We start from the raw sequence: 26,133 nt of genomic DNA, 5'->3' as shown, positions 1-26,133 counted from the left end.
TCACAATCGGCTCGGGAAGGAAAGGGGACATTCAAGATTGAAATACGCGATTCTTTTAAAAAAAGGAACTAGTAGCCGATAAGAATCCAAAAAAAAAAGGAGACGTCTCTTTGAATCGGCATTCTTATGAACCGAGCCTATCAAATCAAAGAGACAAATTCGTTTTGAATCGATAAAGAACCCTTAGTTTTTTCCGTAAGGGGATTCCGCGCCGCGCCCGCCTCCGCAAAGAACGATCTTGTTTTGAATTCTACAGTTTTGTTTGGATCCGTCAAAGGAAGAGCTCATCGTTCCTTCCGCAGAATTTCTTTCGTCTTGAAAGTCTCCTTCATAGACGCTCGTATCGGGGAAACGAACCTTTCCCGGTCCCAACATCGCTCCCGCTTGAAAGGTTCCTTCCAAAAGGGCTCCGTTCTTAAAGATATAGGTTCCTTTTCCTTCTTTCAAATCATCCTTGAACGTCCCGTCGAACTTGTCGCCGTTCGCATATTTGATTTTGCCGGATCCGTTTCGAAGGTCGTTCTGAAAAGAACCCCTATACTCGTCGCCGTTATCATAGACATACGTTCCGATTCCGGAAGTGCAATTTCCTTCGATACAACCCTGGGTTTGTTTTGCGTTCGGATCCACGTTTGCGGAACGGTTGGCCGCCCCGGCTGACGTTTCTTGATCTTCGTTGTTTTGAGGTTCGTCCTCCTGATAAGCGGATCTTCCCGCGCCGCTTGCCGATTCGTTAGGCGATATCTTTTTGTCACCAGAGGAACAATGAACGAAAAGAATCGATACTGCAAATGTTGCGGCAAGAACGATCGATTTAGAATTTTCTAATGAGACAAAACGTGTCTCGATAGTTTTAAAGAGAATCATAATTTTCGAATACAGAATAGAAGAATTTCTACCGGAGTTCATAGTCAAAATATTATTAAGTAACCCGAAATCTGTCAAACCGATTTCTATTTTAAGAGCTCGGAGACGGGCATCGCCTGTTGATTGATAAACGAAGGAAGCTTCGAACGTATCTTTTGATATAAGAATAAATAGAAATGTCTCATAAGAGGAGAAAAAAGAATTCGATCTAGGATTCTCATGTCTTTATTTCTTCGAATGAATAATTTCAGTAAAAGTTTAGACATAAATCCCGGAATTCTTTTACGAGAAAGAATTCTAAATTTATAAGCGTCTGGATAATTTTCCGCGTAGATATTCGCGAGGTGAATCGTCTCTTCTAGGAGGTAGTGTTGTCTTTCTGGATCCGGAAGATAAAGTAGTTCTCTGCAGAAGGCAAAGAGCTGAAACGTATCGTACTGAAAACGAAAGTCGTACGGTAAAGAAATTCTTTTTGCGATTCTTCCCATTTCGTTGAGACATTCGATCGCCTTGTATCCGACTTCCACGGATCTTTCCCTGTTTTCACAAAAAGAATAGTAGAGAATTCTAAAATGATCGCTGATCGTGACACGATCCCACGTGATATGAAGTAGCGGTGGAATCCTAACTCTGTGTATATAGAGTTGTTGTTTCGCAAATTCCGGATCGTAGAGAAGGTTTAAGATCACGTCTTCCGAAAGGCGTAAGAATCGAATCAGATCCGTGAGATTTTTTTTGCCGTAAAATTTACGAAGACTCTTTTTTACGCTCCAATTCTTTCGGAAAAGACCGATACAAACAAAGGTGTTGAGCTCGTTCCAGTAGGAAGTATTCTTTAAAAACGTAATGTTTTTGAAGGAGGACCAACCTCCTGTTTGACACCAAACGCTGAATCCCACCAAATTTTTCGCGTTTTTTAGCTCCTCTTTGTAAGCCGCGTATTGCCAACCTACAAAAGACGGAAATTCTCCAAAACCTTCGTATTCTCTTCTCGCTTGGAATTCCACGAGCTTCGGTCTGTCGTCTTGAAAGAAGAGGGAATTGAGATTTAGATAGCGGAAAAAATCCCCCTCTCCGTATTTCATCGAAATGATCAGATTGTCCGTCGGAACGCCTAAAAAAACTTTCTCATAGGTTATTTTATTCCAAATGAGGTCTCCGATCGGATAAGCGCCTATCGTCCAGGTTCTAAATATTAATTTTTTGGAATGTTTTTTGAATAAGGGAAGGATTTCCTTTAGAAGACGATTCGCGTCCTCCGGAGTTTTTAAAAAAAGTCGACTTCTGAAATCTCCCTTTACGTCGACTCCGTCCGATTCCCCGATTCTTAAGATGATTCCGTCTATGTTTTCGAATTCGGAAAAGAGTTTTTCCAGCGCGGAATAAAAAAGGGAAACGACCTTGTCAAAACTTCCTCCTGTTTCCTGTTCGATGCTCGTGTTTGAAAAGAGAAAGTCGCTCGTGAGAAAAACTTTCATTCCGTTCTTCTTCGCGGTCTTAAAAAGTTTACGATAGGATTTTTGATAGGATTGGATTTTGGAACGAAGGTTCTCCGGATAAAAAGGGAAGTCGGTAAGAAAAGAAAGTTCATCGATCGAGATCGCATTGTATCCCATCGTACTCACTTTTTTTACGTACGAATCGAAATTCTCTCGTATCTTCTTATGAGTTTTTTTTCTGAACTCTTGGTTTTTTTCCAAAAGACCGATGGGAGCCTTGGACCAGTTCAACGATTTACCGGGAGCCTTTACGAAAAAAGGCGCGCTGGAATCGATCAAAGCCAGATCCAAATTCATCTTAGGGAACGTCCTTTTTGAAACGAATGGTTTCCAAGGTTCCCGCGACAAGAATCAAAACACCTCCTGTAATTTCTCGGTAACCGGGAATGTCGCCTAATATCACCCATGCGAGAAGAATGGAATATACGGGTTGGATGCTCGAAAGGATGCCCGCCGTCTTTAACTTTAGTTGAAACATAGACTTTACGTAAAGTGTATGTGCGAACGCGGTAAAAAACGTTCCTAGTAGAATCATGAGTCCGAGAGAATGAAAGTTCGTAGGAATCGGATCCCAATAACAAACCGGCGCGAGAAAAAACGCGGCCGTAAGCGATTGTATAAACATCACTTGAGCGCTTCCGTGATGAGAAAGAAATTTCTTGGTGATCAGATTTCGAAAAGAAAAAGTGAACGCTGAAAAAAGTCCGGAGAGGATTCCTAAAAACAAATCGTTCCCCGGTTTCAAGTCCGGGATCAGAATTCCCACTCCTAAAAGAACGAGAAGTGCAAGAAAGAGATCCGTCTTTTTCGGACGAGTTGCAAAGTAGATCGGTTCGATAAAGACCGTGATCACCGGATGTGTAAACAAGGTGAGAACGGCGATCGCTGGAGAGGCGAGTCTTGCCGAAGCAAAAAAACTGATCCAGTGAATCGCCAAAAGAACTCCGCTTCCCAGGGAAGCCAGATTCTCCGATGTAACGGTAAAAAAAACGGGCTTTCCCCTCCATTTTAAGAAGAGATACAACCCCGCACTCGCGAAGACGGTTCTACTGAACGTGATCATCCAGACGCTTTCGTCGATCAATTTTGCGAAGAGGATATTTCCGCTGATGAGAAGCATCGCGAATTGGAATTCCAGGAATGTTTTTGTTTTGGATTCGGAGGACATGCTGACTCTTCAACCAAAAGACGAGAAAGCATTCTCCTGGAAAACAAAATTGGTTTTTTTAAAACAAAAGAAAAACGAAAAAGAGAAGAAACTGTTTTGAGTTTGTAAAAAAGACCTTTCCGATTCCGAAGAAAACGGAAAGGTTCCTTCTTGTTAGGCGACCTGGGATTCGATCGGGAAATAACGGTTGGCTCGGAGCATACTTTCAAAATCGTTAAATCGAATTCCATATCGTTTCATCGCGGGATGAACGAAGGGAGCGACCATCTGTCTGAGATAAAAGGGTTGATTTACGACGAAGTGATGGATTCCGTGAGTGCTTCCGAAGTTAAAACAGAAGATATGGAGTGGGGCTAAGAACCAAGCGTTCAAGACCTGAGTTTGCTGATTGATATTTTTTACGTCTCCGTAGTAGTGCATATTGGAAGAGACGATTTGAATGCTCGATTGACGGATCCAGTTGGGAATCATATAAACCACCGCAACGACATTGAGAAAGGAGCGAGTCGATTCTAAAAGTTCAGGAAAGGGAAGGGAAACCGAAGAACCAAAGAATTGTTTACCGTAGAAGATCAGATTCAATCCGAGGAAGTTGTACCAGAGCGTGTAATAGACGACGAGCCAGGGCCAGCTTTCTCTCACGATTTCCTTTCTCTTAAACTTCGGTGCGTCCTTGACCAACTTTCTAAAGTTGAGAATCGCGGAGATGTTTCCGTCGATCATCGCCAAAAAACGAGTTAGTCCCGCCTTCATTCCGTTTCCTATCAATCTTTCCTCGATATCGTCTTTGTTTCCCGAAACCTTATGGTGTAGAGTGTGGATCATTCTTCGATACCAGGGACTGATCGTGTTTCCTCGAAAGATCCAGACGGTCCAGAAGATGAGATTCTGAACTCGTTCGTTGTCTTTGAAATAGAGATTATGAATCGTATCGTGTTCGATCTCGTGTAAGAGGGAAGCGAGGATCGCGTTCGTAACGATCGTCGCCCAAGCAGGGATCACATTTGCGATATAAAGTCCCGCAGTAAGAATCATCAAAGCCGCAGATCCGAATGTGATCAGAGCGCCTAAAAAATCTTGGTGTTTTAAGATGGAGAATTTTTTTCTAAGGTTTCTATCTCGAAATCGAATCCAACGCATGATCTTGCTATTTCTTTCTCGAAGTTCGAGGGTTTCCCATTTTTTCGGTTTTCTTTTGGGTATGATTTCCGTTTTCGCAAGTGTCAGAGTATTCTTCATCTGTGCCTCTTTTTCATTTGGAGTGATCGGTATCCTAAGCGCTTTTTGGAAATGTGTCGTCCCATTCTATCGATTCGGACTTGAGCCGAAGTAGGAATCGATAGAATGCTCCTTCGAAACGCTTGTAGCGCCAAGGAAACGTCCGATCGTTTCGAGTTCGCACGGAGATTGAATTCTGTAGGAGTTCCGACAAAGAATCGAAGAGAAAACCCTGCTTGCCAAAAGTAGAATTCTATGATAGAGGAAGGTCTTGCTCGAGGTTTTCCCGCCTCCGCTCCCCTCCACCCAAAATTTGGGTGGGGCGCGCGATCGTTCCAGAGGATTGTCGTTGTTCCGACGGTTTTTTTCCGGAAATACAAATCCTTCGCGGGAAGAATGAAAACGAATTACGAAGGTTTTCTTTCTCTCTTTCTGAATTCGAATCCGGGAACGGGAGCGAGGAACGTCTCGATCTTAAAATTTCAATCTGCGTTTTCTTTCTGTGATTTTGAGCGAAACTCGCTCGGCGTGATTCCGGTATGTTTTTGAAAGGCACGATTGAAGGACGACTTCGTCCGAAATCCAACGGAGTAGGCGATCTCCAGAATACTCTGAGTGGGTTCCGATTTTAGAAGATGGCAGGCTTCTGAAACTCTAAAGTCGTTTACAAAGACGGAAAAATTCTTTCCCAATTCTTGATTTAAGAATTCGGAAACTTGGTGGGTGGAAAGCGCGAGTTCGTCCGCCAGATCACCGAGGCCGAGATCTTCTTCCCGATACAAACGATCCCTTTCCATCAGTTGAATTAGATTCTCCTTTAAAACCTCTCGATCGATTCCTACCAAAAGGGAACGTGCGTATTTCTCTCTCGTCGCTTTTGTAACTTCTTCTAGTTTTTGGAAGAATCCGGGATTTCTATGTCCGATCAAATAGGCCGCACAAAGAGCGAACCCCATTCCTCCCGTTGTCAAGATCAGGAAGTCAGGAATTTTTGTAATAAAGAAGCAGGCGCCTAAACAAAGATGAAGAAGGGACGTCACCGCGAGAAAACTGAGAATCCTCGCGGTTGGTTCCGATTTCCAAACCTCCCATCTCCAAAGATCTTTGGAACTTTTTAAAACGAGAGAAACGTAGATCCCGATTCCAAAAACCGTGGGAAGTAAAATCCAATCCAAAGGACTCGGAAAAATTCTTTCTACAAAGGCTTTGCGAAGGACGGATCCAATGTCCGGATAAAAAAACAAAACGGCACAATAAAGGAGAACGCCTAAGACGGGAAGAATGCTATGAAGAACGAATTTCTTTTTTGAAGAAGGAAAGGATTCTCCCGTGCTGGTCTTGTAGATTCCATACAATACGGGACCCACGGAATAGAGCGCCGGAATGTGCAGAAGAATCAACCAGGAATGGTAACTTTCATTGGAAGAAAGAATCGAAATCGAACTCCCTTGCAAGATAGACATTCCTAAGAATAAAAATCCGAGCAGATAGTTGAGACGATTCTTATGAAGTAGGACGATCTGTCCGAGAAACATCAAGGATCCTAAAGAGGTTCCAAAAATTCCCATCCAGTAAAAGATAAAATGAATTGTATTTGGGAGAAAGTGAACGGACTGCGAAGAGGGAAAGCCGAATTCGAACACAACAGCGAATGCTATCGGTGCGAGCGACTCTGTCAAGGGAGAAAAGCATTCCCTTCTCCCCCTTAAAAAAGATCAGTATCTAGATCGAGATTTTTCCGGAAAAGGTTTTTTAGGAAGTGCTTCGTTGACTTTGATTTCTCTTCCACGGATCTGAGTTCCGTTTAAGCCGTCAATCGCCGCATTTCCTTCGTCTTTGTTCGCCATTTCCACGAAAGCCAGTCCCCGGGATTTGCCGGAAAGTTTATCAGTGATGATGCGTACAGAGGTTACTTCTCCAAAAGATTCAAAAGCTTTTCGGAGATCGTCTTCGGTTGCCTGATAGGCGAGGTTGCCTATGTAAATGTTCATGAGAAAGGGTCCTTACAAAAAATTACTGGCTCTTAAATTTGAATCAGATACTAGGGAGACCAATCAATCAGCGGGATTCGGGAGAGAGATGACCTTTCCTGGTTACTTACATCATTCAAAAGTTCTCAACTGACCCGGGAAAAGGCAGCTAAAAATTCCAGTCGCGCTCACGGTAGTCATGGTCAAAAAAATGTCAAGAAAATCTCATATTTTGTGTCCGGAACTTTGAAAAATCAAAACCGGATTCTTTCTTTTTTCCCGTTTTTGAATCCCGAATCGTTCCTATGTCTCTCATATACGAGTTTTTGCTCTTCTTTTGGATCTCTCATTCTATAGAATTCAAAAGGAGGCAGGGTTTGGTATTTTATTGGGAGAGGGTTTTCTTTTTTTCGATGAGACCTTTCTTTGCTCACCAAGGGAGAAATCCGTTTCTAATTTTTGACTTTCCCTTTCTCGAACGAAGGCCGCTACCTTCTGATTCTTCGATTCTTGTTTGAGACAGGTTTGATTTCCTTTTGAAGGGAAAATTCAAGAAAAGGAAGATTCAAAAAACGGAATTTACTCTTTTTCGTTTTTTTTTTCAGAGAAAAGGTTCGGCAATTTTCTTCAGAAGTTTATTAAGTAACGATTGTTATATAAAATTCAAGTTTTGATTTTCCCGAAGCCCTCATTTGATTTTTTTCCAATTCTTTCGGAATATAAGCCTGAAATAAGAGAACTGTATCCGGTCTCCGTATTCTTTCCCCTGCGATTTGAAATGGAGATTTGAAAATGAAATTCTTGTCTTGCAAATACACTGCGATCCTTTGGATTCTCTGCGGACTTCTTTCCTGCAAACCAGAGGAAAAGAAATTCGACGCACTTTCCTTTTACGACAATATCGCCGACGGTGGGGGATTGAAACTCTTCAATCTTCTCGATGAATACCCTTCCTTGAAAGCGGGGTTTCAGAGCTTACAACCGGAACAATTTAATATACGACTCGACAGTTCTATGCGAAAGCCGGCTCGAAAAGATATCACCGGTTTTTTGAGGGTTTCATCGGACATGCTCTTGAAACCGGAAGCGCGCGTAAGAGAATCCCTCCTGAAAGCGAACACTCTGATTCATCGTCTCAAAGAAGCTCGGAACGGAGCGTTTGATGGAATCATTCCTTGGTTGGAAAGAATCCGTCATTATCCGGGACAAGTCGTTCGGAACCTTTCGCCTATCAGTCAAAAAGCTTTGATCTATCTCTACAACACGTTGAACACCGTTGATACGGAGATGAAGTATAAGGAACTCGCTTCGGCGCTCGCCGATCCGGATATGATCGAATTGTTTCAGGATCTTGAAATCGTCTTTCACAAGACTTTGGTTCAAAACACAAACGCGAGAATCGGAGTGGAATCCATTCTCAAAGGATTGATCGATCCAACATTGAGCGCGGACAAGATTCTTAAGAATCAAATGATCAATCTGATCGCCGAGATAGGAAACACATTTCAACAAAGGGCCGGCTTCAGCGATTTTAAATCCTCCGATACCGCACTCAAAGATCTAATCGTTAATTTGGAAAAATATTATACGGTCGGTGGGGCTGTGCACGATTCTCCGGGAATCAACGATTATCGCGATCCGGACTATCCTTCCGATTTTGCGATCGTCATAACGGAGATCTTTCGTTATCTAAGGCCGATGTTCACGAGTGGAGGAATCTATACAAAGGATCCTAACGTTCTTTTGGGTAAGGAATTGAGTAAGAATCTTTTTCAGCTCGGCTTTTTAACTTCGATCGAAGACGTCGATTCTTCTTTGAAAGAATTGATTCGTATGGATTATCTGGGAAGGGACCGGGCCTACGGAGGTTTCGAATACAAGATTTCCGCGCTGGAACATTTGATGTTTCTCCTAACGTTAGCGGATACTTATGGCTTTCGTTGGGAGAATCCCTCGGATACTACGATTATGAGTTTGGAGCCGAGCGCGGGTAACGGAGGTCCGATGACCGGAGGCGTTCTCACCGTCGGAGACAGCATTTATGCATTGGGTTCCGCTATGACCGGAAATCTCGGCGTCAAAGCGTTCTTAAATCAAAGTGCAAACGACCAAGCGGTTTTTCGAAACGGGGATGCCGCGTCGCCGATTCCTTTTACGATGGGAATCAACACTCCTACGTTAGCGCTTCTTGAGGCGCCTGATCCTTCCACCGTTCCCTCCGCGACCGATCCAGTCTTTACAAAAACGATTCCGTTTATGATGAGGTTGATTTCGAACGTTGTGTTCTCCGGAGGAGGTCCTTACTATAACAAAAACAGGAAGGACGCAAACGGAAATATCTACAGTCTCGATGGAAATCTGTATATGGACTCTTTTGGAAACGATTTGATCTATAAGTCTTCTTGGTCCAGTTCCGAATTTCGGATTAAGGTTTCCGATACGGGTTCCGGCACATGTACGAACGGAAGTTTGTGCCGCTGGGTCGGTCCGGGAGGTAGAGAGACGAACGCGAGCAACTCGAACAATCAATTTACGCCGGTGTCCTCCGGTCTAAACGCGAGTGGTTCGAAGGGTTGGAGCATTCCTATTTGGGAAATCGCAAAGTCTCCTTCCGATCGAGCCTTGGAAAACGACGAAGAAGTGATCTTTAAGAATTTTCAGTGGCTCCTTTCCGAAAAAAGAATGGTGGCCGTGATTCCACTTCGTGCTTCTCTCGGTCCCGGTGTTCCCTATAAGATGGCGGCTTTTGTAACCGTAATCGCAAACGGACTCAAGGGTTTGATGGGAGCGAAACCCCAGTTTCAAGACGGAGGAAGTTGCGTTTCTAAAATCAACGGGAAGTGGATCCAACTCGGAACTCTTTGGAAACCGGGATGCGCTTCCTCGACACAACCGAATTTTCGAGTCGCAGGAGCCCCGGTTTTGGAGGAGAATTTTTCCTCTCTCCCCGGGGATAGTATGTTTTTTTTAGAGGCATGGGATTATGGAACGAGTGGAAACAGTCCGATCACATTCAATAGTTTAGGAGATTCTAATGTTTATAATATCTTCTATCCTCCGAGTTCCCAATATGGGGTATTGCCTCCGGTGTTCGCGTTCAACTTTCCCGTTATGGAAAGGCTTTCCTTTCTCACCACGGATTCGGTAACACCTTCTCAAGTGAATTCCTACTGGAATCGGAGAAATAAACTCCTTCCGTTGATCGTCACTCTCGCTAAAGTTCTAACGGATCAAAGTGATCCTTCGAACAATAAAAATCCATTTCAACTTCTTACCGGACTGAGCTCCGCGCTCACACGTCCACTTCTTACGAAGGCGACCGATTTGGAAACGAATTCAGGTGGAACGACGATCACGATTGTAAAAACTTCCTTGCCGAACGGGAGGTTTCGAAACCGACTCGCAAGTCCGGAAGAATATCTTTTTCGGCAGAGCGATCCCGTAACGGAAGAGCCGATTCGGAGTCCTCTTTCCGTTTTGATCGAAAAGGAAAGAGGATTTCAGGACGGTTTACTCAATCTTGTCTCCAAAACAAAATTCTTGACCAATCTGGTTCAGATGTTGGCCGAGATGGGAAATCCGAACCGACAAACAGGCGCCGATCTTTTTTTTGCCGGACTTGCTTCGTTCGTTGGCGAGATTAAGATTTCTTCCGAAAATCCGACATCGGTTCAATTCAATCTTCAGACGTATCTTGAAAAATTAGAAAACGATTTGGCGTCCTATCCGGATACAAGACCGACTAACGTGTATGATCCACTTTGGGACGATATGGGCGTAGTTGCGGTTCGATTGAGGGATTATCTTTCGAGAAGTTCCGTTTATTCCCTGATTCCAATGTTTGATTTTTCGATGGATCTTGTTTTGGAAGTAAAGCCGAGTCCGGAAGAAATGATCCATCTTTTGGATCTTTTCGGTTCGATCTTTCAAGACAAAACGGGTAACAGAGATTTTCTACTGACCGGTCTTTTGACTTCGGACACACCATCGCTCATTCAAGTTTCAGCTTCTTATGGTCGAAGTATCAACGGGGTTCTTATGGGATTGTCTCTCACGGGAGAATTTTTTAGTTACCTGGAAGCGGACATGAGCACGCCTTACACGATTCGGGAGATCTTCGACGATTTGGAAAAACTCACCGGATCCGATATGATACAGAGTCGATCTGGAAACCATTCGCTTCTTTACAGCGCAGGAATCTTGATGAATCTTTTCGCGGACATTACGGAAAAGGGAAGGAAGCCTTTTCCGGATGGGGCCGTATTCTGGGATCGCTTCAATAAGAATGAGGATTCTACGACTTACTGGGATAATTTGACCAGTATCTTTACTCGATAAGAATTTTATTTACCTCAATCTAAATCTCTCAAAGCGGAATTGTCTGAAAGCCGGTCGCTTAAAAACGTCCGGCTTTTTTCGAGAAGAATCGCACCGTAATCATTTTCTAGGAAGGATACGAACTTGGTTTCTATCGATTCAGAGGTTTCGACGCTTGGATGGAAATGGATGGAAAAACCGCGATCTCTCTTTTCATTTCCTGGAAAGAGAATCCATCAACTCAAAAAAACAAATCTTTCGAAACCGGCAGACATCTTTTGTAAGAACGAATTCGATTCTTCCTTTGAAAAGAACCAAAAAAAATTCCATTCATGCGGGTTGTTTCCTACACGATGGAAACTCTTCTCTCCAGACGAGGCAGGAAGGCATTTTAAACGTTATAGAACGATTGACATAAATCATCTTTTTTATTCGAACATTCGAAAAAAAACCAAAATATAAGTAGAGCGTAAGTCTGAAATCGATCGGGTCCGTATTCTTTTTTCTTGTTTTAAGAGAAAGGAACGAAACGGGACGGAGTTTCACATGCTAATTCAGAAAAATACATTCATCGGAGTTTTAATCTTTTTGAGTATTCTTTACGTCGATTGTTCGGACAAGAAGAAAGACTCGGGCTTTGACCTTTTGGCGCTTTTTGATATCGGTGGAAGCTCAGGCGGACAAAGTCCGAATGCTTCGGTGATTCCCGCTTACAATAACGTGGACAATCAAGTCGCTACGTTGCCCGCAAATTTCGGTCAAGCAGGTCCGCAGGCCCATCTCTTCATCAATTCCTACGAAAACGTGAATCGTTATAAGGATTTGGAAATTCAATTTTCAAAACCTATGAACCGAGCACTCACGGAAGAAAGCATAACGTTGGAAGGGGCTTCCGGACCGTTGCCTGGTCCGGGTATCGGAGTAGAGTTTTATTGGGCGAGCGAGCAACGACTGATTCTGAATCCCTATCGAGAATTGAAACCGGGAGAAAAATATACACTTTCCATTAGTCAGGATGCTTTGACGGTATCCAACAAACCTCTGATATCCTATTCTCAAGAATTAAAAACGACATTGAATTATTCGCTTAACAATTCGGTCAGTCAAGGAGCGATGACGCGCTCCCTCAACGGCACCGACGATATATCTTTGGATACTTCTGCGGATGTTACGATCAATTCCACGTTTCAAAATCCGGTAAACGGAGAAAACTATATCGATTCGGTTTATCTTAGAAAGAGCGGAAGTGGTTCTTCCATCAAAATTTGTCCGAGCGCACTACCCGGTTCCACTTGTTCCATGAATCCGATCAGTTTGAATCTTTCCAACTCCGCTCTTCCGCCAGTGATCGGAGGAAACACCTATTACTATGAAATCCAGACGAAGTTCGGTCCGAATTATAAGAAATACTTCAGCTTCAATTACGGGAATCTAACGAACCCGAATATGCTTCTAACCAATATTTCCAACGGAGTTATGGATGAAGCTCAGATGCTTCCTTTTCTTGGAAAGGTGATTCAAAAATTTACGACGGGTGCGTTTAAGGTCCAGGATAACAACGGAACTCCTCGAACGTTTCAAGAATTTTTAATCGGACTTCCGGATCATTCCAAGAAGAAGTTTTATGACAACGGTCAATGGAACATCGGTGAGGCGTGTATTCGACCGGGACAAGCCGGCTCGGGAGGAACGAACAAAATCGACGACTTTAAGAATCAAGAATTTATTTCAGTGTTAGGTGCGAAACCAGGCACCGAAGGAAGGGGATACTGTTGGGTTCCATCCGCTACGTATCCAACGTATCCCACATCCATCGTAGGACCGAAAGGCGCGGAAGATCAAGGAGAATGGGCGTTTGACAAATGGCCGAAAGCCGCCGCTCCATTTAGTAGATACAATGCACCGCTCGAAGATTCCTTAGGTGCGGCGAGTATGACGATGGACGTCTACGTTACGGACATGAGACTTCCTTCCTTTGTGAAAAATTCTTCCGGGACTCAACTTGGAAATATCGCGGCGGATCTCAAAGTGAATCCAGGAACTTCGAATACACCGCCGGGACTCGGATTGGATCTAAGCTCCCGTTATGTAGAAGTGGACCTTTTTATCGTTTCTCGTTACGAAGACTGGTATACGATTTTTATTTCTCCGGGCACTCTTATGTATTTCAAAACGACCGCCCGTTTGAATTGGGATCCAAACGTCGATCCGAACCTAAACGGAGGAAACAACGCGCTACCGAACATCTATCTCACGACTCCTTCTTTGAGAATGGCGAGAGCGAGAAATTCACTTTCTGTGGATTCTTCCGGGACGGTATGGATGGCGGTTCGAGCTCCTTTCGCGGTCAACAATTCTGTCTTCCCGAATCAACCGAGTAATGCGGACATCGATTCGGTAACGAATAATTTCTTCGTATTGCCTTGGTCCAATCCTACGTTTCTTCCCATGGGAATCTATTCGGGAGCCGAGGATACGAAGGATTTTATGTATACGGCTCCTATGGAATACATCGCTTCCAATGAAGGTGGGGTGGATAATATCCTCGTACCTTTGATCGGAAGAGGAACGGTTCAGAATCTTGCGGGAGGGACCGTTCCTTACGTAAAAGGAATCATCACTCAGTACATGCTGAAAGACATAGTCCAAAGGATTGCGCCTAACGTTCTAAATTCGGTGGTGGGGGCTTTGCGCGACGACGGCGTCACGATCCAACTTCCAAGTTATTTGCCTGCCCCGCTTAAAAATTTTCCACTCACAGTAAAGTTGAAACTGAGACAAGAAAGCGTAATCAAACACGACGGAATCAACAAGGGACTCGTCAGTAATTTGGATCTTTCGTTCTCCAGCAATTATGTGGATCCACAAGGAAAAGGGCTCAGAACTCAGGGAGCGAAATCGGGGATGATTCTCACACGAAATCCCGCGACTCCGTTCCCATCCACTTATCAGTTTACACAAAGTAATGCCAATCCGGGATTCCTTCTTTCCTTACATTCAGACACGATTTCTCAAGCCGCATTTCATCTATGGCAGAGAAGAGGTCTTGATATCAATATGAACAAATCATTCATCGACACAATAAACAGTTATTCGGGAGGGAATCCTCTTTTCCAGCTAACAACGACTTTGCTGAAAGCTTCTCCGATCATTACGATTTTAGCTCCTGGACGCGAAAAACTGCAAGGTTTGAACGGTTCGAACGCCTTAGCTCCCGCGGCGAAACCGTATGACGATATCGAAATGATCATGGAACCAGTTTTGGCGCCGAGCGTAAAATTCAAACCGATGAGCGGATCCGGGATACCGAAGCTTCGTTTATTTTTTACGGAGATGCAGTTGAAGATAGTCGCGAAAAAACCCGCGACATGTACGGGACTAAGCGGTGCGGAATTGAGCGATTGTGGAAACGATACCAGGCCGAACGGCTATTCCTATACGTTAGGCGCCGTTCGAATCAGCCTTTCTGCGGACGCGGATTTTAAATTTGTCACTTTTTCCAATCCGAATAACGATCCTAATTTACAAAATTTGAATGCACTTCAGGTAGTTCTCTCCACTTCGAATTTGGATTATACTGTGGAAGTTTTGGAAGGTCAGACATTCAATCCGTTTGGTTTGGATCCGGACGGTATTTACAGCGTGATCGAACCCTTAGTGACCTCGCTCGTGGTACCCTTGATCAATAGCATCCTAAAAGAAGTCCCGCTTCCTCCACAGATCAACTTCCCGAAGTTAAGGCACCCGACAAACAACACCGCGTGTGCGATCAATGCGAGAAGTAACGTAATACAATTTTTTACGCTCTCTACGGAAAATACTTCGGACCCATATATGTTAGGCGGAATGAGATTTGTTGGAGCCGCCGCGAACGATCCAAGTTCGTTGATCATTTGTCCATAAAGGCAAGTCCTGCTACCACTGGAAAGGGTCGGCGTTTTTTCAAAGTGGGAGTCGTAGAAGGATTCCCACTTTCATTTATAGAATCGTTCTTTTTACGAGGAAGCCTATCTTCGAAAAAACGAAACAACGGTTTTTGATTCTTTTGCTTCCTAAAAAAACGCAGGTTTCTCTAAAAAACTAATTTCAAAATCGGAATTCTCTGCATTCTAATACTCGCGGAAGAATTTTGATTGATTAAAAAATCATGAGCATTTATTCACAATTAAACTGAACAGTTGTAAGATAAAAAAGGTATTTGAAAATCAATGAATATTACGCTCTATCAAATCTCATGCTACTTGGTCGCGACTATATTGGCATATAGGACACTTCATAACTTATTCCTTTTTTATAAAAATAGAAAGCAAGTATATCTTCTACACTTTGCATTTCTTCAAGTCGCCTACGGGTTTTACCTTTTATTTTTTACAAAGACAGTCAATGCAATCAGTGCGCAAGAAGCATTGGTCTGGGAACGATTTGAAAATGCATGTATTCCGATCTTTGGTATGAGTTTGATTCTTTTCGTGAATAGTTATCGAAGAATTTTCAGCAAAGACTTTGTGTATCTCTATATTCTTCTCAATGTACTTTTATCCGGAGTGATTCTTGCGGATCCGAATTCCTATCATATCGGACTGGCTCACGAAAGAAAGTTTCCCGCTCTGGGTATTGTAATCTATGAAACAGACCAACCCTTATTGGTTCAGTATTTTTATCTTTCCGGGATCCTGATGATTTTTTGGACCTTATTCAAGGTAATCACTCAGTTTGTACGAAATTTATTTCGGAATCTTTTTCTTTTAGTCGGTCTGATCGTCTTTTGCGCGAACGCCTTCCTGGATATTTTGGTCGCGATGGATCTGGTTCCGATTCCATATACGTCACATTTTAGTTTTTTGATCCTGATGTTTTCCGTAGATTCTTTCCTCACTCTCAATAAGTCCGGAAGAGAAATCCGCGAAGAATTGAAACAGGCCCTCGTGTCGCCGGAAGAATTTTCGTTGAATCCGAGTTCCTCGTCTAATCAAGATAAAACGAAAGAAGAAAAGGTGAACGCGACTTATGCGAAGATCGGTTCCATACAAAACGAGAGGGAACAGATTTTTATTCGGGCGTTGGGAAGTCTGGAATTGGAAAAAGGGGGAGTGAGAATTCCTCAAACGGAAATATCCAGTAAAAAGAAAATGCTCAAACTCGTGAAGATTCTTCTGGTTCGATTTGAAAAAGGAATCCATCGGGACGAGCTTCTCGAACTTCTGTGGCCGGGAATGACGGATAAGAATGCTCTAAACAGCCTTCACGCACTTTGTTTTCGTTTGAGAAGAATCATCGGAAATCCGGAAGCCCTTGTGTTTTCAGAAGATCGTCTTTTTTTCAGACAGGATCTTGTGCAAACGGACTTTCAGATGTTCGAAAAACACTACGAAGGTGGAGCCAAAGCGCTTCGAAAAGGCGATCTGGAACTTGCGATCCAGGAGTTTCGTTTTGCGAGAGCTTTTTACAGAGGAGATTTTTTTGATTTTGATTTGTATTTTCCAGAATCGGAAATTCGAAGAGAATACATTCGAAAAAGTTTGATCGAGATTTTCCGTTTTCTTTGTGAGAAGGACGTGGAACGAAAAGAAGTGGAAGGACTTCTTGAGGATTCGGCGAGCTGGATTCGTCTCGATGATCTTGACGAGCGCGCGTGGAGATTTCACTTTGAGGCGCTTTTGCAACTCGATCGTAAAAACGAAGCCCTTCGAAAATATGAAGAATTCAGAAAATCCCTCCGGAAAGAATTGGGAGTCGATCCCGAATCGGAAACCCTCGCATTGATTGAAAGAATTCGTTCCGGAGCCGTGAGTCGAGCATAAGGAAAGAGGTCGTTTTGTAATGGATCCGTTTTTTTTACCGTAAGAATTTTTTAACGGAAGAATAACGAATGTTCTACTATCGCCTTCAGATAAGCAGTTTATAAAGATCGTCTTTGAAATAAAACGACCATTCTAAAAAAAAATCATGGACGGATCCGGCGCCGTGATTAAGTTTCATAAAAATCTCGTAAGCGATCCAGTGTCCCGAATGAAAATTCAAAAGTTAAAAATCGGTTTTTTCTTATTTGTAACGATTGTTACAGTAAACGCGATCTCCTGTTCCTTAGTTTACAATGTAACCGGAAGGACGATTTCTTCTTATGCAGAAGATCATTTGATTCCTTTTATGCTTCAGTCGAAAGACTTGGACTCGGTTTGTAGCGCGGGTGTCAGCTTATCTCCTCTGATTGCATCCTTTGAGAGGGTGAGTCGGAGTCCGGATCTTCCTGTTCTCGTCGCGATGCTCGGCGCCGGTATGTGCGCGGAAAAGAAAGCGCAAGAAGCAGAACTCCAGTATCTCGCCGCGGTTCGAAAGGGAAAAGGAGACGAAGCGACGGATCACCAAGCAGTGGAGATTCGAAATCACGGGCTCGCCGCCAAACGGTACGGGGAAGCGTATCGAAGATTCAATCTTTACTTCGGAGAATGGAACGGTAAATGTCCTTCTCTTTCCAAGGAAGACCAGTTCTACTATTTAATCGGACTTTCTGCGAGTCTTCTTGCGATTCTTCACGACCGAGCGGCTCAAGGTGTGGGCAATGTTCCTACGGATATTCCTTCGATCGTGTCTAACGCGTCCAAGTGTTTGGATCCTGAGCAGTGGTGGGGTGTCCCGCTCGCGCTGGAAGCGATCATTTGGCTTTCGATTCCGGGTGCGACTCCCGCGGGGAAAGATCCATTTCAACAACTAGATCGTGCCGTTGCGTTAGGCGATAAGGCGGGAGTAAGTCTTTCCCGCTCGTTTCAAATCCAAGCCTTAGCTGGTCGAGGAAATCAGGAAGCGATCAAAAAAGCCGTAAAAGAACACGCGAAACTTTTGGAAAAAGGTCAATCCCAATCGGACTATCAACTTCTGGAAGCATACGCGGAGCAACTTTCGAGACACGAATCCGATAAAATCTGGATCAAGGAAAAAGGTCATAGAGGTCCTTTGCTCCTTGGGAGTTTTCCGCAAGGAAAACGGGACATGAAAGAAGACGACGATCTTCTGAAAGGTCTCTGAGATTTTTTACGCCATTCTAATTTGAATTCAATTGATAGGAGAATATCCATGAAAAGAATCCGTATCTTTTTAATCGCGACCTTGGCACTTCTGCTAACGTCATCCGTCTTTGCCGCAGATCCGATCAACAAAACGATCTGTGTCTTCGATCCTTCCGGTACACACGGTGATATTTATAAATCCGCTCTTCGTTATCAGGCTCAGGCTCTCAACTGGGGAATTCGCCTGGAACCGAAAGCCTACACCGACGAAGTAGTGGCGAATTCGGATTTTAAGGCCGGAAAATGTAACCTTGCTTATCTGACCAGTCTTCGTGTTCGAGGGTATGTTCCTCAATCGGGTTCGCTCGAGGCGATTGGAGCTCTTCCTTCTTACGATCTTTTAAAAAGAACGATCGATGTTTTATCCAATCCGAAAGCGAGACAGCTCAACGTTTCCGGAGAATATGAAACGATGGCGATGTTTCCGGGCGGAGCCGTTTATCTTCTTTTGAGAGATAAGAATCTTCGTTCCATTAAGGATCTCGCCGGTAAGAAGATCGCGACTCTTACCTATGATCAAGCCGCGACGACAATGGTCGACGTGGTGGGTTCCTCGATGGTTCCAGCGGAGATCGCGACGTTTGCTGGAATTTTTAACAACGGGCGCGCGGACGCGTGCTATTCTCCTGCGGTCGGTTTTAAACCTCTGGAACTTATGAAGGGTATTGTGCCTAACGGAGGAATCGTAAAGTTTCCGATCGGACAACTTACGTTTCAGATCGTAGGTAAAACGGCCGATTTCCCGGCTGACTACGGAAATCAATCCAGACAATGGGCGGCGACTCAGTTCGAGACGATGTTGGAACTTACGAGAAAAGCGGAGAAGGAAGTTCCCGCAAAATATTGGTTAGAGGTTCCGAAAGAGGAAGTCAAAGGTTACTTTGAGAAATTTAGAGAAGTTCGTATCAAACTCAGAGACAAAGGTGTTTATCACGCGTCCATTTTAAAATTAATGAAAGGCGTCCGTTGTAAGGCCGATGCAAACGCGGAAGAATGTTCCGATTCCTTGGAATAAGACAAAAACAACAATGGCAAAAAAAATCGTATCTTGGGCGGTTCTGCTCTTTCTTTTCGTTCCTCTCGTTCAAAGTTTCGGTCAATTGGTCCAAGCTCGAATGCTCGAGCTGGGGGAAACCATCTGGCCGCGTTATGCGGAAATCCGGATCAGTTGTATCGCTTCTGATATCAATTCCTTGGAAAAAGTCGAGGTAAGCGCATCGGATTCCGCACTTTTGGACGAATTGGATTTGGGATCTGGAAATTCCAATCCTTCTAAAAAAGAGAACGTTCCGGCTTCCTCCGTTTTGACTCCGATGGAATTAACGTTTGGACAAAAACTCTATTGTGGAACGGAAAGAAAACTTTCTACGATCACGATTTTTGCAATCGACTATATTCCGATGACGATGGTGATTCTTCTCCTTGTTGCGGGTATCGTATCCACAACGAGGCGTTATCATATCGCGCTGAAAAATCCGGAGAATCGGAAGGAAGAATTGGCTTCGGAGATCAGTCAGATCGTTGCCAATTTGATTTTGGTCCTTTCGGCTTCTTACATGCTTCCGTTTAGCAAAGGAGTGGAGACCCAGATTCAGGTCCTTTGGATCGGAGGGTTACTCTTTCTTACCGGACTCAACATAAATAATATTCGAAATTCCGAATTTAAACATCTTTCGGAAGGACAGGCGACGAGCCGACTTTCCGAAATTCTTCTTGCGATACCCTTGTATTGCTGGATGGCACTGATTTGTGGAATCTATTTTACTCTGATCGAACATCATCCTGCCGGGCTTGCGATCTATCTTCAAAAGTTGACGGCTCACGCGACCCTCTATATTCAGATCGGTCTTTATGTTTGGACCGGAATTCTACTCAGGGATACTTCCTTGGGAAGAAGATTTTTCGATCTTCTGAAACCTTGGAAATTGCCTGCAGAATTGCTTGCAGTCATCGTAGTCATCGCGGCCGCCTTGCCGACCGCATATAGCGGCGCGTCCGGAATCGTCGTACTTGCGTTAGGCGCCACGATTTTCGTCGAGCTTAGAAGGGCGGGGGCCTCGCAGGAAAGAGCGTTAGCCGCCACAGCAATGAGCGGGAGTTTGGGAGTTGTACTTCCTCCTTGTTTGCTCGTCGTCATCGTAGCTTCCTTGAACTTGGACGTCACAACGGATGAACTCTTTCATTGGGGTTGGAGAGTTTTTGGAGTTTCGACGACTCTCTTTTTAGTGGTGAGCTGGTTTTTGAGAAAGGGTTCCTGGAAGATTCAACCGGAAACAAACGCCCTTGGAAAAACTTGGGCCGTATTTAAACCGTTTAGCCTTTACATTCTGATCGCGGTAGTGATCGTATTCGTGCTTGTTTTCGGATTGAATACACATTTCGACGAACACACGGCCCCTTATATGTTGCCGATCGCGATGTTGGCCCTGATCTACTGGGATCACAAACAAAGCCAAAAAGAACATCATCCTGCTTCGGGGGCGAGAGACGTAATCAAGATTTCCAGAACATCATATGATACCGGTTCACACTTGGGTGCGCTTCTGATGTTAATGGGACTTTCCGCTTGTATGGGAGGAGTGTTTGAAAGATCAAACGTAATCAATCTTTTTCCGACTCAGCTCGGTTCTCCGCTTTCCGCGATGATCATTCTTACGTTCGTATTAGTAATCATTGGAATGCTGATGGATCCGTATGGAGCCGTAATTTTGGTTTCCGTAACCCTTTATCCTATCGCGAAGGCGAATGGAATCCATCCATTGAACTTTTGGATGACCGCGTTAGTCTCCTTTGAGCTGGGATATCTGACTCCTCCGGTCGCACTCAACCATCTTTTGACCAAACACGTCGTAAGGGAATATCTTGAAAAAGAGCCGAATCTGCATCACGAGAGTTTTTTATCGAGATACGAAAGGGTGATCGTTCCGATTATCGTTTTGTTTTTGACGTTGATCGTAACTGCCTTCGGGCCACTTTTGTATCAGAGTTGGAATTCTTAAAGTAAGAATCTTGGATCTTACTCTTGGAAAAACGCCCGGATTGGTTCCGGGCTTTTTTTTTGAAAAAATCTACAGCGGAAGAAAATCTTCGAGTGTGTGAGACGAATCGTATCGAAAAAGGGATCGAAACGCTGAAATCGAAGAATCGCATCTGAAACCGTTAAGATTTTTGCAGGTTTGTATGAATGTAAAAGTTAGAAATCCGGATTCTAAAAAAGAATCGTTGTAGTGTAAAATCAAAATTCCACCGAAGAAAAAGAATGCGCTATAATTTAGAAAATGTAAAAGCCGTTGATACTTTCGAAATTTTGCATGTGATTCGTTCGGGATCCACGGTTCCGGTTCATTTAAGAACGGGCCAAGGCGAGATGGTTGCAAAATGGACCCAGACCGCTCAGGGGCCGATCAATAATATTTCCGATTGGATCGGTTTGAATTTGGCGAGACTATGCGGACTCGATTCTCCGAAAACGTATATCATCAACGTACAAAAAAAGTTGGCGAAGTCCGTTCGAGAAACCGAAATTCGGGAAATGATCGAAAAGAGCGAGGGACTCAATCTGGGGATCGAGTTTTTGGTAGATTATTCCCAATGTGACTCGGAACAATTGAATCGAATATCGGAAGAACAAAAAGAACTTTGTTTTCTCTTTGACGTACTCTTTCTGAATTTTGACAGGGATCGCAACAACACGAACATCCTCGGAAACGGCCTTGTGTATTCCTGGGTAGATTTTGCTTCTCTGATGGAGATCATCTGTCTCGTAACCAAGCAATCGAAACCTCCGGAGAGCGTCTGGGAGCGACTTCGTTATCACCCATTTTACAAAGAGGGTTTGAATCTTGAGTCCTTACGAAACGTTGAGCGAGAGAATATTCGGGAAATCTTATGTGGAATACCGGACGTTTGGTTGAAGGAGTATGATTCCGACGTTCAATTCTTAAGAGAGGAACTTCTTTTGAGAATTGATTTTCTTCTGATTCATTATCGATCCGTTTTTCAAGAGAGAATTGAGAAAATTCACAAAATTGAATATAAAACGCAGGAGGAAATCAAGGCAGAGCAGGGGAGAAAAAGGAGAGAGTTTGAAAAAAAGCATGGAACATTTTAAGCATGTGCGGATGCCGAATTTGTATGCTTTAGAAACATTCACTACCTAAGGATTCTCATTCCCTTTTTTTTTAATGATGAGCGGAAAGGATACAAAACCGCTTCTGTGTCTCTTCGAAAAATCGCCGGGCCTTGATTTTTTCAAACATGCCGTGAAACGAGTCTCAGAATTTTGGTCAAGAAGAATCATTGTTGTAGGAGTTCCTACACGAATCGCGGAAATCTTGACTTGACAGTATTCAATTTATGTGATATAGAAAAACCTCCCGTTTTTTTCCCGCGGACCCTCCTCCACCACCCAATTAGGGTGGGGGCGCGCCCAAGTTTTGACGGAGGATCGTAGGAACTACCACAAGACAAAAATTTTTTCAAACAGTAGGATTTGTTCTCTCTGTATCTTTGTGGATTTTTTTGTCTGAGAAAAAAACGAATTAATGTTTTCTTGTCACGGCAAGAATCGCGGAGGTTTCCAAAACATTCTTCCCGTACCGTTTTTCAATGATTCTCCCGCAATCTAAGACGAGATCTCTCGAGTTCTGAAATTTTTTTCCATTTAGGGAGGACTGAAACTGTTTGGTAAATTCGTATGAAGGAATGCCGATTGCGGAATAAATTCTATCGGAAGTGAGAATCCAATATTCTCCCATCTTGAGCGTGGTTTTTTTCAAATCCAATTCCGCCGCCTTATAATCAAAATACCGGATCTTTGATTTTTCCTGCGGAACAAGCTCTTCATTCTTAAAAAGGAACGGAGACATCTCTTGAAACGAAACGTAGCCGAGTTCTCCAGTTTTCGTCTCTAAATAAAAAAGGGAAAGATTTAAGAATGGAATCGGCATCTTGGAAAGAATTTTTCCGATCTTAAAAATCCATTCTTCTCCTCTGGTTCCACTTTCTTCGTTTGCAAGGGAGAAAATTCCTTCCAGCCTTGCCTTGAATGCGGATTCTAAAACTCCCGGACTCGGAAATCCCGCAAGAACTCCGATACAACCGTCCGCCGTGGGAATCACGTTCACATAATCGCAGTTAGAATCTCCGCTCATCCTCGGGAAAAGAGAAATGTCTAAGTTTCGAATTTTGGGAAGTTGAATTCTATAAAACGCCCTCTGAATCGAGTCGGCGATTTCTCTCGTTCTTTCATCGACCGTATCTTGTGCAGGATTTGCTTCCAATTCTTTTTGTTGAAAGAATTTCAAACGAAAGGCGCGGACTAATTCTCCGATCTCATCGTCTCTTTCTGCGACGGGAGTTTCTTCATACACGTCGCTTCCCCAGTCCTGAACGAGTGTTACAAGCGAATGCATGGAAGCGTAGATCATCTTTACCGAGTAGAAGACGAGGGAAGCGAGGAGAGTCGAAAAGGATAGTGAAATCGCGAGTCGAAGCGATAAAGAAATGGCCTTGTTTTGTCCCAAGGGAGATTTCAGAATGATGTCGTCTGTGACCGTATATACTAAGAAGAATAAGAAACTTAAGACGAATACAGCAACGGGGAGTTTGAGTTTGGAAGGAATTTTTATTAACAATTTATTCTCTCTCTATCACCTTCATCAGCACGATTGAAACGGCAAACAAAATGGTCAAAGGAACAAATAAGAACAACATAGAAATCAAATCCGGTCCCGGGGAAAGAACCGCGGCCGCTACGGCGAGACCGATGATTGCTTCTCTCCATCTGGAAATCAGAAACGAAGCACGAATGATTCCCAAACTTCCAAGAAGAATGAGTACAATAGGAAGCTGAAAAGATAAACCGAAAATCAGATGGATGTTAAAAAAAATTTCGTAGTATTCGTCGATCGGAAGTCTGGATTCGATATCGGGCGGTCGAAAGTTGACGAGAAAGATCCTCAAAAGATTCTCAAACGCTTCGGTCCAACAAAGCCAAACCCCGAACCAAAAAAGAAGAGTGCTAAAAAGAATGAGAAACTTTCCGTATCGATCGGTCTTCGGATCCAGGGCAGGAGAAACAAAGCCCCAGAGAAAAAAGAGAACAAACGGAAGTCCCAAAAGAATCGAGATCATAAAAGAACTCTTCAGATAGATCATAAAGGGAGCCATCAGTTTGATCTGATAAAACGTCGCCTGAGGACCGAGAACGTTCTTGTATGGTTGTGCTAAAATCCTATGAATCTCTTCCCCGAAAAAAAGGGAGATTCCCATGATGACAGCAACCACCAGCAGAGATCGAATGAGAACCATCCGGAGTTCTTCCAGATGATCTCCCAAAGTCATAAACTTTTCTCGATCTCGAACGAGGGACTCGGTCGAACGTTCCGGCTGGGGAAGGGAAGTTGGTTTGGGCTTTTTTTTAGTTCCGGCCATTCCGCGGATGGTCAGGCAGATTTAGATTTTTTGGCTTTGGAAGCTTTGGCCTGAACTTCTTCTTTCGGAGCTTGTTCTTGGCTGATCTGCTGGGAAGGTTCGTCCGATTCTCCCGTTAAGGATTTGCGAAAGGATCTGATTCCGTCTCCTAAATCTTTGGCAAGAGAAGGGAGTCTTTTTCCTCCGAAGAGCAAGAGTGCGATAAATAGAATCAGAAGAATTTCAGTCCATCCGAGCGAGCCGAAGACTGCAAGTGGTGCAAACATAGTAATACCTCAAAAAACGGCTTGAAAGCCATCGATCCGATCACCGGATTTTTTTAGACTTTTGAAAGTCCGATAATTGGACTTTTTAGGCCGGACACTTATCTGTCAAATAGTTAGTAATCTCCTCCAAAAGACCGGAAAAATTTACATTCTTTCCTATTCCAGGGAAAACGGAAAACGGTTTCCTTTTTTGAGAATTTCTGTTAAAGCTGACTGTATGGAATTATCTTCAATCGGTCCTTCTTCCAACGCTTCCCTTTCCGAAGTGCCTTCGATTCAAAATGCGTCCTCTTCTCAAAATGCGAGCAGTCAAGGAACTCCTGAAAAACAAGAAGGAATCGTGGTTTCCGATCCGATCGCTTCCACGGGAAGTTTTATCAACGTCGAGGCCTGAATCGATTCCGTTTTTTGGACAAAAAGAATTCCCGTCCTTTTCGCGGAGAAAGCGCGCAAAATTCTTTGAAAATGAGCCGTTTCCGGACGGTTGTATTCTTTGAACTTTGGAAGTGACCGATACTTTATGTATACCAGGTTTGGAAAAAGACTGATTTTAGTATGGCATTAACCAAAGAGCAAAAACAGGAATTCGCGGAAAAGCTGACGGACTTCAAAGTCTACTTGGACGATTTAAAGAAGGAAAGTAATCTTTTCAAGTCTCAGTTGAGAAAGGACCCGAGGCTGGAGCCTTACTACCAAGTCGCTCTTTCGATCAACGCAATCAAAACTATCAATACTTGTCTTTTGGTCAACGACTTGAGTGTCGCGATCTTGGACATCAAAAGTGATACCTACTTAAACACGGGACGAAAAGAAGTCTACAACGCGATCTCGTATATGGAAAAGATCGTCGGAGTCGATTACGAATCGGGGCTTGCAGAAAATAAGGATCTTCTCGCAAAAATCCCCGAATTTACTCCGGTCCAGAGATTGAATTTCATAAAAGCAATTCGTCAAGTAACTAACAAAACGATCGAAGCGTTTGGAACCAATAGCAAATGGAAATGGAGTTTTCCCGAAATTCATTTCAAAATCGCCGTGCTTTGTAAAAATCTTTTTGACTTTCGCGCCTTTGAAAAGGAACGAGATTTGGAAAACCCGAACTATTACATCCGCCAGGAACACTTCAATTTGGTCTTAGAACTTTGTAACTACGCCGCTCAGGAATACCGGGCTAAGTTCGACCTTTCCACCCAGGACGTCGGGGATCTTAAGAAATCGATCGGTATGCTCGAAGTAAACCGAAAGATTCTCCAGACAACGGGGGACGCAACCGAGGATCTCGAAAAAACAAAAACATTGATCGAATCCTTAAAAGAGAAAGTCGAATCA

17 protein-coding genes and 2 pseudogenes (1 of these 19 running past the window's edge) are annotated in these 26,133 nt (G+C 43.6%); 10 read left to right on the top strand and 9 right to left on the bottom strand.

Annotated elements, in window-relative coordinates:
• Positions 1 to 183: 183 nt before the first annotated feature.
• The 6 genes from DLM75_RS10060 to rbp form a co-directional block, all read right to left on the bottom strand.
• Positions 184 to 945 (bottom strand): MORN repeat-containing protein, encoded by a 762-nt coding sequence (locus DLM75_RS10060; protein ID WP_429945444.1) that lies wholly within the window; start codon positions 943 to 945, stop codon positions 184 to 186.
• A gap of 8 nt (positions 946 to 953) precedes the next feature.
• Positions 954 to 2,663, bottom strand: coding sequence for a glycosyl hydrolase family 67 (locus DLM75_RS10055; RefSeq protein WP_118968365.1), 1,710 nt, complete (start codon positions 2,661 to 2,663; stop codon positions 954 to 956).
• Position 2,664: 1 nt separating this feature from the next.
• On the bottom strand, positions 2,665 to 3,534 hold the full coding sequence (locus tag DLM75_RS10050; RefSeq protein ID WP_118968364.1) for a DMT family transporter: 870 nt from the start codon (positions 3,532 to 3,534) through the stop codon (positions 2,665 to 2,667).
• 153 nt (positions 3,535 to 3,687) lie between these two features.
• Positions 3,688 to 4,773, bottom strand: a complete 1,086-nt coding sequence (locus tag DLM75_RS10045; protein ID WP_118968363.1) for a fatty acid desaturase — start codon at positions 4,771 to 4,773, stop codon at positions 3,688 to 3,690.
• A 461-nt stretch (positions 4,774 to 5,234) separates the two neighbouring features.
• Positions 5,235 to 6,431 (bottom strand): helix-turn-helix domain-containing protein, encoded by a 1,197-nt coding sequence (locus DLM75_RS10030; protein ID WP_241547875.1) that lies wholly within the window; start codon positions 6,429 to 6,431, stop codon positions 5,235 to 5,237.
• A gap of 36 nt (positions 6,432 to 6,467) precedes the next feature.
• Entirely contained in the window at positions 6,468 to 6,743 is a 276-nt protein-coding gene (gene rbp, locus DLM75_RS10025) for an RNA-binding regulator (protein WP_002152104.1), read from the bottom strand.
• Positions 6,744 to 7,514: 771 nt separating this feature from the next.
• Between rbp and DLM75_RS10015 the strand changes: the two genes are divergently transcribed.
• The 8 genes and pseudogenes from DLM75_RS10015 to DLM75_RS09980 all read left to right on the top strand — a co-directional run bounded on the left by DLM75_RS10015 (position 7,515) and on the right by DLM75_RS09980 (position 22,214).
• Positions 7,515 to 11,060 (top strand): hypothetical protein, encoded by a 3,546-nt coding sequence (locus DLM75_RS10015; RefSeq protein ID WP_118968360.1) that lies wholly within the window; start codon positions 7,515 to 7,517, stop codon positions 11,058 to 11,060.
• Positions 11,061 to 11,585: 525 nt separating this feature from the next.
• Positions 11,586 to 14,942, top strand: coding sequence for an Ig-like domain-containing domain (locus DLM75_RS10005; protein WP_118968358.1), 3,357 nt, complete (start codon positions 11,586 to 11,588; stop codon positions 14,940 to 14,942).
• Positions 14,943 to 15,247: 305 nt separating this feature from the next.
• Positions 15,248 to 15,938 (top strand): annotated as a pseudogene (locus tag DLM75_RS25005) (7TM diverse intracellular signaling domain-containing protein); the annotation flags it as partial.
• A 143-nt stretch (positions 15,939 to 16,081) separates the two neighbouring features.
• Positions 16,082 to 16,840: pseudogene (locus DLM75_RS25000) on the top strand (BTAD domain-containing putative transcriptional regulator); the annotation flags it as partial.
• 208 nt (positions 16,841 to 17,048) lie between these two features.
• Positions 17,049 to 18,062: a hypothetical protein gene (locus DLM75_RS09995; protein WP_118968356.1), complete on the top strand. Its 1,014-nt coding sequence runs from the start codon at positions 17,049 to 17,051 to the stop codon at positions 18,060 to 18,062.
• Between the two features lie 48 nt (positions 18,063 to 18,110).
• On the top strand, positions 18,111 to 19,118 hold the full coding sequence (locus DLM75_RS09990) for a putative solute-binding protein (RefSeq protein WP_118968355.1): 1,008 nt from the start codon (positions 18,111 to 18,113) through the stop codon (positions 19,116 to 19,118).
• A 13-nt stretch (positions 19,119 to 19,131) separates the two neighbouring features.
• Positions 19,132 to 21,102: a TRAP transporter large permease subunit gene (locus tag DLM75_RS09985; RefSeq protein WP_118968590.1), complete on the top strand. Its 1,971-nt coding sequence runs from the start codon at positions 19,132 to 19,134 to the stop codon at positions 21,100 to 21,102.
• A gap of 260 nt (positions 21,103 to 21,362) precedes the next feature.
• Positions 21,363 to 22,214 (top strand): HipA family kinase, encoded by an 852-nt coding sequence (locus tag DLM75_RS09980; RefSeq protein WP_118968354.1) that lies wholly within the window; start codon positions 21,363 to 21,365, stop codon positions 22,212 to 22,214.
• Positions 22,215 to 22,644: 430 nt separating this feature from the next.
• Here the strand turns inward: DLM75_RS09980 and rktP are convergent, their stop codons facing one another.
• The 3 genes from rktP to DLM75_RS09965 are packed head-to-tail and all read right to left on the bottom strand — an operon-like array spanning position 22,645 to position 24,804.
• Positions 22,645 to 23,739: an Arg-Lys translocation region protein phosphatase RktP gene (gene rktP, locus DLM75_RS09975; RefSeq protein ID WP_118968353.1), complete on the bottom strand. Its 1,095-nt coding sequence runs from the start codon at positions 23,737 to 23,739 to the stop codon at positions 22,645 to 22,647.
• Between the two features lies 1 nt (position 23,740).
• A complete protein-coding gene (tatC, locus tag DLM75_RS09970; RefSeq protein WP_167731744.1) occupies positions 23,741 to 24,538 on the bottom strand; it encodes a twin-arginine translocase subunit TatC in 798 nt (265 codons plus the stop codon).
• Between the two features lie 11 nt (positions 24,539 to 24,549).
• Entirely contained in the window at positions 24,550 to 24,804 is a 255-nt protein-coding gene (locus tag DLM75_RS09965) for a Sec-independent protein translocase subunit TatA/TatB (RefSeq protein ID WP_118968351.1), read from the bottom strand.
• Positions 24,805 to 25,021: 217 nt separating this feature from the next.
• On the opposite strand from DLM75_RS09965, the gene DLM75_RS24245 reads away from it, so the two are divergent.
• Positions 25,022 to 25,198: a hypothetical protein gene (locus DLM75_RS24245; protein ID WP_158586461.1), complete on the top strand. Its 177-nt coding sequence runs from the start codon at positions 25,022 to 25,024 to the stop codon at positions 25,196 to 25,198.
• A gap of 161 nt (positions 25,199 to 25,359) precedes the next feature.
• A protein-coding gene (locus DLM75_RS09955) for a hypothetical protein (RefSeq protein WP_118968349.1) crosses the window boundary here: on the top strand, positions 25,360 to 26,133 show its 5' portion. It continues 39 nt past the right edge of the window; only the first 774 of its 813 coding nucleotides appear in the window; the start codon lies at positions 25,360 to 25,362; the stop codon falls past the right edge of the window.

The organism is Leptospira stimsonii (genome assembly GCF_003545885.1).
Classification (GTDB): Bacteria; Spirochaetota; Leptospiria; order Leptospirales; family Leptospiraceae; genus Leptospira; species Leptospira stimsonii.
Note: the sequence above shows the minus strand (reverse complement) of the source record. Positions and strands in the feature narration are given on the sequence as shown.

Excerpts from the sequence above, each read along its gene's own strand:
- rbp (WP_002152104.1), bottom strand. The coding sequence starts at position 6,743 with ATGAACATTTACATAGGCAACCTCGCCTATCAGGCAACCGAAGACGAT.
- DLM75_RS09965 (WP_118968351.1), bottom strand. The coding sequence starts at position 24,804 with ATGTTTGCACCACTTGCAGTCTTCGGCTCGCTCGGATGGACTGAAATT.
- DLM75_RS24245 (WP_158586461.1), top strand. The coding sequence starts at position 25,022 with ATGGAATTATCTTCAATCGGTCCTTCTTCCAACGCTTCCCTTTCCGAA.
- DLM75_RS09980 (WP_118968354.1), top strand. The coding sequence starts at position 21,363 with ATGCGCTATAATTTAGAAAATGTAAAAGCCGTTGATACTTTCGAAATT.
- DLM75_RS10005 (WP_118968358.1), top strand. The coding sequence starts at position 11,586 with ATGCTAATTCAGAAAAATACATTCATCGGAGTTTTAATCTTTTTGAGT.
- DLM75_RS09990 (WP_118968355.1), top strand. The coding sequence starts at position 18,111 with ATGAAAAGAATCCGTATCTTTTTAATCGCGACCTTGGCACTTCTGCTA.
- DLM75_RS09985 (WP_118968590.1), top strand. The coding sequence starts at position 19,132 with ATGGCAAAAAAAATCGTATCTTGGGCGGTTCTGCTCTTTCTTTTCGTT.
- DLM75_RS10015 (WP_118968360.1), top strand. The coding sequence starts at position 7,515 with ATGAAATTCTTGTCTTGCAAATACACTGCGATCCTTTGGATTCTCTGC.
- DLM75_RS09995 (WP_118968356.1), top strand. The coding sequence starts at position 17,049 with ATGAAAATTCAAAAGTTAAAAATCGGTTTTTTCTTATTTGTAACGATT.
- DLM75_RS10045 (WP_118968363.1), bottom strand. The coding sequence starts at position 4,773 with ATGAAGAATACTCTGACACTTGCGAAAACGGAAATCATACCCAAAAGA.
- DLM75_RS10050 (WP_118968364.1), bottom strand. The coding sequence starts at position 3,534 with ATGTCCTCCGAATCCAAAACAAAAACATTCCTGGAATTCCAATTCGCG.
- tatC (WP_167731744.1), bottom strand. The coding sequence starts at position 24,538 with ATGGCCGGAACTAAAAAAAAGCCCAAACCAACTTCCCTTCCCCAGCCG.
- DLM75_RS10055 (WP_118968365.1), bottom strand. The coding sequence starts at position 2,663 with ATGAATTTGGATCTGGCTTTGATCGATTCCAGCGCGCCTTTTTTCGTA.